Consider the following 2,399-nt stretch of genomic DNA (forward strand, 5'->3'; position numbering starts at 1 on the left):
CACGGGCTCGACCTGCAGCTTCACGTCGCGACACCGCTGTCGCCAAAGCCGCTTCTCGTCCGCCTGACCGCCAACGCCGCCGACCGGCGCCCGGTGGCCGAGGGCGATACCGTCACGCTCGGCTGGACCGAGACCGATACACGCCAATTCAACGACTAGAATAGGGAGACAACCATGGCCCAGAAAACCTTCGCCTTCTTCCCCGAAGCCGCCTTTGGTCCGGCACTGAATTCCGTCGGCATCGCGCAAGCGGTCGAGGCACTTGGCCACAAGGCAGTGTTCCTGTCCGATCCCGGTTTCGTCGAGGTCTATCAGGGCTACGGATTCGAAGCGCATCCCGTGGCCTTGTCCGAACCGATGCCGCCCGAGCAGATGGCGAAATTCTGGGAGGATTTCATCAACGGCCACATCCCGAACTTCCGCAAGGCACCGATCGACCAGATCGACAACTATGTGAAGGATTGCTGGGAGGCCATCGTCGACAGCGCGAAATGGGCGCAAAAGGACCTTCCGGGCGTGCTGGCCAAGGTGAAGCCCGACGTGATCGCGGTTGACAATGTGATCCTCTTTCCCGCGATCAAGCAGTACGGCGTGCCCTGGGTGCGCGTCATCTCCTGCTCGGAAAACGAGATCGAGGATGATGGCATCCCGCCGCACCTCTCAGGCTGCGGCGAGAACGACAAGGCCTGCCACGAGGCGTTCAGAAACAAATTCAACAGCGTGATCAAGCCGATCCATGACGACTTCAACGCCTTCCTCGCCGAATGCGGCGAGGATGCCTATCCGATAGGCCAGTTCTTCGAAGCCTCGCCCTACATGAACCTCCTCCTCTACCCCGAACCGGTGAAGTTCCACCGCGACGTACCGCTCGACCCGAGCCGGTTCCAATATCTCGAAGGTTGCGTCAGGAAGGAGGAACCCTACGAGGTTCCGACCTTTGCCAAGAACAATGACGGCCCGCTTCTTTACGTCTCATTCGGCTCTCTCGGTGCGGGCGATACGGACCTGCTGAAGCGGATCATCGCGGCGCTGGCGCAGTCGCCCTACCGTGCGCTGGTGAACATAGGCGACTATGCCGCCGAATATTCCGACCTGCCCGGCAACGTGCAGGTGGCAGGCTGGTTCCCGCAGCCCTCCGTCATCCCGCAGGTAGATGCGGTCATCCATCACGGCGGCAACAACTCGTTCACCGAATGCCTCTACTTCGGCAAGCCCGCGATCATCATGCCCTATGTCTGGGATGGCCACGACAACGCGACGCGGGTGCAGGAGACGGGGCACGGGTTCAAGATGCCGCGCTACGATTGGACCGACGCGGAACTGCTGGCAAAGATCGAAACCTGCCTGACCGACACGGCGATGGCGGCGAAGCTCGCCGCCACGTCGCAGCACATGCAATCGCAGAACGGCCCGGCCAAGGCTGCGAAACTCCTTGATGGGCTCGCGAAGTGAGTTCGGCCCCGCATCTTCACGAGGCATCGACCCGCGCCGACCTCGTCGACTGGGGCGCCCAGCCCGATGCGATCGCCGGTGCCTCGCATTCGACGGGCAAGCTTGTCCACAAGGGGCCGGGGAACCGGCCCGAGGTTGGTATCTGGGTCTGCACGCCGGGGGAATGGCGGCTGTCCATTCCGCGCGACGAGTTGTGTTATTTCACTGTGGGCCGCGCGACCTATTCGCGCGATACGGGTGAGCGGGTCGAGGTTGGTCCCGAGACGCTGGTGGTGTTTCCGGCCGGTTGGACCGGGACCTGCGCGGTGCATGAGACGATGCGAAACACTTATATGTTGGCTGAAGATGAGCCTGAAAGGATGATGGACATGACCGCGACCCCCCGGATGCAGAACCCATTGGACCAGACCGATTTAGTCGACTGGGGGGTGATCCCCACGATGATCGAGGGCGCCTCGCACACATCAGGCCGAGTGATCCACAAGGGGCCGGGCGGCGAGAGCGAATGCGGGCTGTGGGTTTGCACACCGGGCAAATGGTTCTGCCACGTCACGCGCGACGAGTTCTGCCACTTCCTTGAGGGGCGCTGCACCTACGTTCACGAAAGCGGCGAGGTGATCGAGATCACGCCCGATACCGCCGCCTTCTTCCCGCAAGACTGGAAGGGTACCTGTACCGTCCACGAGACCATCAAGAAGGTCTACATGATCCGCTGAGGCCAGAATGGACTTCGATCCCGCCCACCCCGCCTGCTTCGTCACCCCCGGTTTTCGGCCAATGGCCGGCGTTCCGCGCGATGTCATCGACCCCGCGACGCTAGAAGTCGTGGGCAGAATAACCGAGGCCGACGAAGACGAGACAGCCTACGTGATAAATGCGGTTACCGCCGCCCAGGCCAGTTGGAAGCGGGTGGATGCAAAGTCGCGCGCGAAGATCCTGCACGATCT

The 2,399-nt window shown here is 62.2% G+C and carries 4 protein-coding genes and 1 pseudogene; all 5 read left to right on the forward strand.

All coding sequences use genetic code 11. The features are described 5' to 3' along the window. The first annotated feature begins 12 nt into the window (after positions 1–12). Entirely contained in the window at positions 13–159 is a 147-nt protein-coding gene (locus WBB85_RS02955; RefSeq protein ID WP_432637133.1) for a hypothetical protein, read from the forward strand. Positions 160–174: 15 nt separating this feature from the next. Next, complete coding sequence (locus WBB85_RS02960) at positions 175–1,452, forward strand: nucleotide disphospho-sugar-binding domain-containing protein (RefSeq protein ID WP_432637130.1); 1,278 nt, start codon at positions 175–177, stop codon at positions 1,450–1,452. Beyond that, positions 1,449–1,772 (forward strand): annotated as a pseudogene (locus WBB85_RS02965) (cupin domain-containing protein); the annotation flags it as partial. The gene WBB85_RS02960 and the pseudogene WBB85_RS02965, both read left to right, overlap by 4 nt. A gap of 48 nt (positions 1,773–1,820) precedes the next feature. After that, positions 1,821–2,168 carry a cupin domain-containing protein gene (locus WBB85_RS02970; RefSeq protein ID WP_432637134.1) on the forward strand — a complete coding sequence of 116 codons (348 nt, stop codon included), beginning with the start codon at positions 1,821–1,823 and terminating at the stop codon, positions 2,166–2,168. A 7-nt stretch (positions 2,169–2,175) separates the two neighbouring features. Then, a partial coding sequence (locus WBB85_RS02975) for an aldehyde dehydrogenase family protein (protein ID WP_432637132.1) occupies positions 2,176–2,399 on the forward strand: 224 nt, incomplete at its 3' end.

The sequence above is a fragment of the Albidovulum sp. genome (genome assembly GCF_049646345.1).
In the GTDB taxonomy this organism is placed as follows: Bacteria; Pseudomonadota; Alphaproteobacteria; order Rhodobacterales; family Rhodobacteraceae; genus Albidovulum.